We start from the raw sequence: 7,196 nt of genomic DNA, 5'->3' as shown, positions 1-7,196 counted from the left end.
AGGGCGCCGGCCTCCACGGCCCCGCGTTCGCCCGCGCGGCGCGGGATCCACACCAGCGCGGCGCCGGTCGCCGTGGCGGCCCGGACGGCGGCCGTGAGCCCGCCGGGCACGGCCGCGAGCCGCTCGCCGACGACGATGACCGCGCCCGGGGCGCGCAGCGCCTCGGCGGCCCCCGCGCCGTCGGCCTCCAGGCCGACACCGGCGGCGAGCGCGTCCAGCCACTCGGTCTCCGTGCCGGGCGCCGCGGCGAGCAGCGTCCCGCCGGCCTTCTCCAGGCCGCGCGTGGCGTGCGTGGCGACGGCGAAGGTGCGCTGTCCGTGCTTGCGCCAGGCCTTGCGCAGCCGCAGGAAGACGCCGGGCGCCTCCTCCTCGGCCTCGATGCCGACGAGCAGGACGGCGGGCGCCTTCTCCAGGGCGGTGTACGTGACGCCGGTCCCGTCGAGGTCCCGGCCCCGCCCGGCGACCCGGGCGGCGAGGAAGTCGGCCTCCTCGGTGGAGTGCGTCCGCGCGCGGAAGTCGATGTCGTTGGTGCCGAGCACCACGCGCGCGTACTTGCTGTACGCGTACGCGTCCTCCAGGGTGAGGCGCCCGCCGGTGAGGACACCGGCGCGCCCGCGCGCGGCGGCGAGGCCCTTGGCGGCGGCCTCCAACGCCTCGGGCCAGCTTGCCGGTTCCAGCGCGCCCGTGGCGGCGTTCCGTACGAGCGGTGTGGTCAGGCGGTCCGCCTTCTGCGCGTACCGGAACGCGAAGCGCCCCTTGTCGCAGATCCACTCCTCGTTGACCTCGGGGTCGTCCTGGGCGAGGCGGCGCATGACCTTGCCGCGCCGGTGGTCGGTGCGGGTCGCGCAGCCGCCCGCGCAGTGCTCGCACACCGAGGGCGACGACACCAGGTCGAAGGGGCGCGACCGGAAGCGGTAGGCGTGCGACGTGAGCGCCCCGACGGGGCAGATCTGGATGGTGTTGCCGGAGAAGTACGACTCGAAGGGGTCGCCCTCGCCGGTGCCGACCTGCTGGAGCGCGCCGCGTTCGAGGAGCTCGATCATCGGGTCGCCCGCGATCTGGTTCGAGAAGCGGGTGCAGCGGGCGCACAGCACGCACCGCTCGCGGTCGAGCAGCACCTGGGTGGAGACGGGCACCGGCTTCTCGTAGGTGCGCTTGGTGCCCTCGAAGCGGGACTCGGCGTTGCCGTGGGACATGGCCTGGTTCTGCAGCGGGCACTCGCCGCCCTTGTCGCAGACCGGGCAGTCCAGGGGGTGGTTGATGAGCAGGAGCTCCATCACCCCCTTCTGCGCCTTCTCCGCGACCGGCGAGGTGAGGTGGCTCTTGACGACCATGCCGTCGGTGCAGGTGATGGTGCAGGACGCCATCGGCTTGCGCTGGCCCTCGACCTCGACGATGCACTGGCGGCAGGCGCCGGCGGGGTCGAGCAGCGGGTGGTCGCAGAAGCGCGGGATCTCGATGCCGAGGAGTTCGGCGGCGCGGATGACCAGGGTGCCCTTGGGGACGCTGATCTCGATGCCGTCGATGGTCAGCGTGACCAGGTCTTCCGGCGGTACCGCCGCCTCGCCGCCCCCGGAGGGAGCGCTGGTGGTCACTGTCATGCGTTCACCTCCGTGCTGTCGTCGGTGTCGTGGAGCCGCCCGGTCCTGTCGCTCCAGAGCGTCGACCTGGCGGGGTCGAAGGGGCAGCCCCTGCCGGTGATGTGCTGCTCGTACTCCTCGCGGAAGTACTTCAGGGAGGAGAAGATCGGCGAGGCGGCGCCGTCGCCGAGGGCGCAGAAGGACTTGCCGTTGATGTTGTCGGCGATGTCGTTCAGCTTGTCGAGGTCGGCCATGACGCCCTTGCCGGCCTCGATGTCCCGGAGCAACTGCACCAGCCAGTACGTGCCTTCACGGCAGGGCGTGCACTTGCCGCAGGACTCGTGGGCGTAGAACTCGGTCCAGCGGGTGACGGCCCGCACCACGCAGGTGGTCTCGTCGAAGCACTGGAGCGCCTTGGTGCCGAGCATGGACCCCGCGGCGCCGACGCCCTCGTAGTCCAGCGGGACGTCCAGGTGCTCGTCGGTGAACATCGGCGTCGAGGACCCGCCCGGCGTCCAGAACTTGAGCCGGTGGCCGGGGCGCATCCCGCCGCTCATGTCGAGCAGTTGGCGCAGCGTGATGCCGAGCGGCGCCTCGTACTGACCGGGCGAGGCGACGTGGCCGCTGAGCGAGTACAGCGTGAAGCCCGGGGACTTCTCGCTGCCCATCGACTTGAACCAGTCCTTGCCCCGGTTCAGGATCGCGGGAACCGACGCGATGGATTCGACGTTGTTGACAACAGTGGGGCACGCGTAGAGCCCCGCCACCGCGGGGAAAGGGGGACGGAGCCGCGGCTGGCCGCGGCGGCCTTCGAGGGAGTCCAGCAGTGCGGTCTCCTCACCGCAGATGTACGCGCCCGCGCCCGCGTGCACGGTGAGTTCGAGGTCGAGTCCGCTGCCCAGGATGTTCTCGCCGAGGTAGCCCGCCGCGTAGGCCTCGCGCACGGCCTCGTGCAGCCGCCGCAGCACGGGGACGACCTCGCCGCGCACGTAGATGAAGGCATGCGACGAACGGATCGCGTAGCAGGCGATCACGATGCCCTCGATGAGGGAATGCGGGTTCGCGAAGAGGAGCGGGATGTCCTTGCAGGTCCCGGGCTCCGACTCGTCGGCGTTGACAACTAGATAGTGCGGCTTGCCGTCGCCCTGCGGGATGAACTGCCACTTCATCCCGGTGGGGAAGCCCGCGCCGCCGCGGCCGCGCAGGCCGGAGTCCTTCACGTAGGCGATGAGGTCGTCCGGCGCCATCGCGAGGGCCTTGCGGAGTCCCTCGTAGCCGTCGTGCCTGCGGTAGACGTCCAGCGTCCAGGACTTCTCCTCGTCCCAGAAGGCGGAGAGGACCGGTGCGAGCAGCTTCTCCGGGCTGGTCTCGTCGATCTCGGCTGCCAAGGTCATCACTCCCCCTCCTCGCGGGCCTCGCCGACCGGGCCCGCGGGGTTCGCGGGGTCGGACGCCGAGGTCTTCTGCGGCGCGTCGTGCGAGCTCAGGTGCTCGCCGGGTGACGGCTCGTGCGGCTGGGCGCCCTCGGGGCCGCCGGCGCGCGGGTGGACCACGCGCGCGGGGGGCGTCTCGCCCTTGGCCAGGCGCAGTCCGATGAGCGAGGCCGGGCCCGCGCCGCCGGTGGCCTCGACGGCTCCGGGGCGCTCGTCGGGGAAGCCCGCGAGGATGCGGGCCGTCTCCTTGAAGGTGCACAGGGGGGCGCCACGGGTGGGCTCGACCCGGGCGCCCGCGCGCAGGTCGTCGACGAGGCGCTTGGCACTGGCCGGGGTCTGGTTGTCGAAGAACTCCCAGTTGACCATCACCACGGGCGCGTAGTCGCAGGCGGCGTTGCACTCGATGTGCTCCAGCGTCACCTTGCCGTCCTCGGTGGTACCGCCGTTGCCGACGCCGAGGTGCTCCTGGAGGGCCTCGAAGATGGCGTCGCCGCCCATGACCGCGCACAGGGTGTTGGTGCAGACGCCGACCTGGTAGTCACCCGAGGGCTTGCGGCGGTACATGGTGTAGAAGGTGGCGACGGCCGTGACCTCGGCGGTGGTGAGGCCGAGCTGCTCCGCGCAGAACCGCATCCCGGTGCGGGTCACGTACCCCTCCTCCGACTGCACGAGGTGCAGCAGGGGCAGGAGCGCCGAGCGGGAGTCGGGGTAGCGGGAGATGACGTCGCGCGCGTCCGCCTCCAAGCGGGCTCGGACGTCGGCCGGGTAGTCCGGAGGGGGCAGTTGGGGCATGCCCAGGCTGACGCCCTCGGATTCGGTGGTGGTCACCGGTCGACGCCTCCCATCACGGGGTCGATGGACGCGACGGCGACGATGACGTCGGCGACCTGGCCGCCCTCGCACATCGCCGCCATGGCCTGCAGGTTGGTGAAGGACGGGTCGCGGAAGTGGACCCGGTAGGGGCGGGTGCCGCCGTCGGAGACGGCGTGCACGCCGAGTTCGCCCTTGGGGGACTCCACGGCGGCGTAGGCCTGCCCGGGCGGCACCCGGAAGCCCTCCGTCACCAGCTTGAAGTGGTGGATCAGGGCCTCCATGGAGGTGCCCATGATCTTCTTGATGTGGTCGAGGGAGTTGCCGAGGCCGTCCGGGCCGAGCGCGAGCTGGGCGGGCCAGGCGATCTTCTTGTCGGCGACCATGACCGGGCCGGGCCGCAGCCGGTCCAGGCACTGCTCGATGATGCGCAGCGACTGGCGCATCTCCTCCAGGCGGATCAGGAACCGCCCGTAGGAGTCGCACGTGTCGGCGGTGGGGACGTCGAACTCGTACGTCTCGTAGCCGCAGTAGGGGTCGGTCTTGCGCAGGTCGTGCGGCAGCCCCGCGGAGCGCAGGACGGGGCCGGTGGCGCCGAGGGCCATGCAGCCGGTCAGGTCGAGGTAGCCGACGTCCTGCATGCGGGCCTTGAAGATGGGGTTCCCGGTGGCGAGCTTGTCGTACTCCGGGAGGTTCTTCTTCATCTTCTTCACGAACTCGCGGATCTGGTCCACCGCGCCGGGCGGCAGGTCCTGGGCGAGTCCGCCCGGCCGGACGTACGCGTGGTTCATGCGCAGGCCGGTGATGAGTTCGTAGATGTCGAGAATGAGTTCACGATCACGGAAGCCGTAGATCATGATCGTGGTGGCGCCCAGCTCCATGCCGCCGGTGGCGATGCACACCAGGTGCGAGGACATCCGGTTCAGCTCCATCAGGAGCACGCGCAGGATCGTGGCGCGGTCGGGGATCTGGTCCTCGATGCCGAGCAGCTTCTCCACGGCCAGGCAGTACGCCGTCTCGTTGAAGAACGGCGTCAGGTAGTCCATGCGGGTGACGAACGTGGTGCCCTGGGTCCAGGTGCGGTACTCCAGGTTCTTCTCGATGCCCGTGTGCAGATAGCCGATGCCGCAGCGGGCCTCGGAGACCGTCTCGCCCTCGATCTCCAGGATGAGCCGGAGCACGCCGTGCGTGGAGGGGTGCTGGGGGCCCATGTTCACGACGATGCGCTCGTCGTCGGCCTCGACCGCGGACTTGGCGACCTCGTCCCAGTCGCCGCCGGTGACGGTGTAGACGGTGCCTTCGGTGGTCTCGCGCGCGGACGCCGAGGCGGAGGTGCCAGAGGTGCCAGAGGTGCCGGAAGTGAAGGGAGTGCTCATTAGCTGTACGACCTCCGCTGGTCCGGAGCCGGGATCTGGGCGCCCTTGTACTCGACGGGGATGCCGCCGAGGGGGTAGTCCTTGCGCTGCGGGAAGCCCTGCCAGTCGTCCGGCATCATGATCCGCGTCAGGGCCGGGTGGCCGTCGAAGACCAGGCCGAAGAAGTCGTACGTCTCGCGCTCGTGCCAGTCGTTCGTCGGGTAGACGGCGACGAGGGACGGCACGTGCGGGTCGGCGTCCGGGGCGCTGACCTCCAGGCGGACGAGCCGGCCGTGGGTGAGCGAGCGCAGGTGGTAGACGGCGTGCAGCTCGCGGCCCTTGTCGCCGGGGTAGTGCACGCCGGACACGCCGGTGCAGAGCTCGAAGCGCAGCGCGGGGTCGTCCCGCAGCGTCTGGGCCACCCGGACGAGGTGCTCGCGCGCGATGTGGAAGGTGAGCTCGCCGCGGTCGACGACCGTCTTCTCAATGGCGTTCTCGGGCAGCAGGCCCTGTTCCTCCAGGGCGCCCTCCAGCTCGTCGGCAACTTCGTCGAACCAGCCGCCGTAGGGGCGGGTGGCCGGGCCGGGGAGCCGGATGGAGCGGATCAGGCCGCCGTAGCCGGAGGTGTCGCCGCCGTTGTCCGCGCCGAACATGCCGCGCTGGACGCGGATCTCCTCGCCGCCGTCGCCGCGCTGGCCGGGGAGGTTGGAGGCGGCGAGGTCCTTCTCGGGGTTGACGCCGTTCGTGGCGTCGCCGTTCGCGTCGGTCACCGCAGCAGCCCCTTCATCTCGATGAGGGGGAGGGCCTTGAGGGCCGCCTCCTCCGCCTCGCGGGCCGCTTCTTCCGCGTTCACGCCGAGCTTGGTGTTCTGGATCTTCTGGTGCAGCTTGAGGATCGCGTCCATCAGCATTTCGGGCCGGGGCGGACAGCCCGGCAGATAGATGTCGACCGGGACGACGTGGTCGACGCCCTGGACAATCGCGTAATTGTTGAACATTCCGCCTGAAGACGCGCAAACACCCATGGAGATGACCCACTTGGGGTTGGGCATCTGGTCGTACACCTGTCGCAGGACCGGCGCCATCTTCTGGCTCACCCGCCCGGCCACGATCATCAGATCCGCCTGCCGCGGCGACCCGCGGAAGACCTCCATCCCGAAGCGCGCCAGGTCGTACCGCCCGGCGCCGGTCGTCATCATCTCGATGGCGCAGCAGGCGAGGCCGAACGTGGCGGGAAAGATGGACGCCTTGCGCACCCAGCCGGCGGCCTGCTCGACGGTGGTCAGCAGGAATCCACTCGGCAGTTTCTCTTCGAGTCCCATGTTTCAGTGGCTCCTCTGTCCCCTTCCGGGGGTCAGTCCCATTCCAGGCCGCCGCGCCGCCACACGTACGCGTAGGCGACGAAGACGGTGAGCACGAAGAGCAGCATCTCCACGAGCCCGAAAATCCCCAGGGCGTCGAAGGTGACGGCCCAGGGATAGAGGAAGACGATCTCGATGTCGAAGACGATGAAGAGCATCGCCGTCAGGTAGTACTTGATGGGGAAGCGCCCGCCGCCGGCCGGCGTGGGGGTCGGCTCGATACCGCACTCGTAGGCCTCGAGCTTCGCGCGGTTGTACCGCTTGGGGCCGACAAGCGTGGCCATGACCACGGAGAAAATCGCAAAGCCTGCCCCGAGGGCTCCCAGTACGAGGATGGGCGCATACGCGTTCACCGCTCCTCGCTCCTCTCAGTCGGCACTGACTGCTGGCGGTTGCGTCGGACCCGCTCACCGCCCCGCTCGCACGCGATCCCCGGCCCCCGGAGCACCCCGAAGATCGCTTACATGTGAAGCAGGTCACAAGCCCAACTGCCCCGCATCTTATGCCTGCCGGTCTGTGATCTGCGACACGGGGTACGACAACGCCTTTGTGATCTCCACCACCTGACGAAGGATCATGAAGTCGGATGAGCGGCGCTTCTCGTACGCGAAGCACCTGAGTGATCACCAGAGGTGACATCTTGGCGCGTCGGCGCTGGT

General features: G+C 70.1%; 7 protein-coding genes. All 7 read right to left on the bottom strand.

Features of this window, described 5'->3' with window-relative positions:
• The coding region (locus tag IE330_RS26780) for an NADH-quinone oxidoreductase subunit G (protein ID WP_190138692.1) at positions 1–1,601 on the bottom strand (1,601 nt) is incomplete at its 3' end.
• Positions 1,598–2,977, bottom strand: coding sequence for an NADH-quinone oxidoreductase subunit NuoF (gene nuoF, locus IE330_RS26775; RefSeq protein WP_190138691.1), 1,380 nt, complete (start codon positions 2,975–2,977; stop codon positions 1,598–1,600). The genes nuoF and IE330_RS26780, both read right to left, overlap by 4 nt.
• Complete coding sequence (gene nuoE, locus IE330_RS26770; protein ID WP_190138690.1) at positions 2,974–3,840, bottom strand: NADH-quinone oxidoreductase subunit NuoE; 867 nt, start codon at positions 3,838–3,840, stop codon at positions 2,974–2,976. The genes nuoF and nuoE overlap by 4 nt, the downstream gene beginning before the upstream one ends.
• Complete coding sequence (locus tag IE330_RS26765; RefSeq protein WP_190138689.1) at positions 3,837–5,198, bottom strand: NADH-quinone oxidoreductase subunit D; 1,362 nt, start codon at positions 5,196–5,198, stop codon at positions 3,837–3,839. The genes nuoE and IE330_RS26765 overlap by 4 nt, the downstream gene beginning before the upstream one ends.
• Positions 5,198–5,947, bottom strand: coding sequence for an NADH-quinone oxidoreductase subunit C (locus IE330_RS26760; protein ID WP_190138688.1), 750 nt, complete (start codon positions 5,945–5,947; stop codon positions 5,198–5,200). Before IE330_RS26760 ends, IE330_RS26765 begins: the two co-directional genes overlap by 1 nt.
• On the bottom strand, positions 5,944–6,498 hold the full coding sequence (locus IE330_RS26755; RefSeq protein WP_190138687.1) for a NuoB/complex I 20 kDa subunit family protein: 555 nt from the start codon (positions 6,496–6,498) through the stop codon (positions 5,944–5,946). Before IE330_RS26755 ends, IE330_RS26760 begins: the two co-directional genes overlap by 4 nt.
• Before the next feature lie 32 nt (positions 6,499–6,530).
• Positions 6,531–6,890 (bottom strand): NADH-quinone oxidoreductase subunit A, encoded by a 360-nt coding sequence (locus IE330_RS26750; protein WP_030678082.1) that lies wholly within the window; start codon positions 6,888–6,890, stop codon positions 6,531–6,533.
• Positions 6,891–7,196: the final 306 nt, after the last annotated feature.

It is taken from the genome of Streptomyces longispororuber (genome assembly GCF_014656095.1).
GTDB classification, from domain to species: Bacteria; Actinomycetota; Actinomycetes; order Streptomycetales; family Streptomycetaceae; genus Streptomyces; species Streptomyces longispororuber.
The sequence above is the reverse complement of the archived record's forward strand: the minus strand, read 5'-3'. Positions and strand labels throughout refer to the sequence as shown.

What these genes read in the sequence shown, in the direction of transcription:
- IE330_RS26755 (WP_190138687.1), bottom strand. Translation starts at nt 6,498, where the DNA reads ATGGGACTCGAAGAGAAACTGCCGAGTGGATTCCTGCTGACCACCGTC.
- IE330_RS26765 (WP_190138689.1), bottom strand. Translation starts at nt 5,198, where the DNA reads ATGAGCACTCCCTTCACTTCCGGCACCTCTGGCACCTCTGGCACCTCC.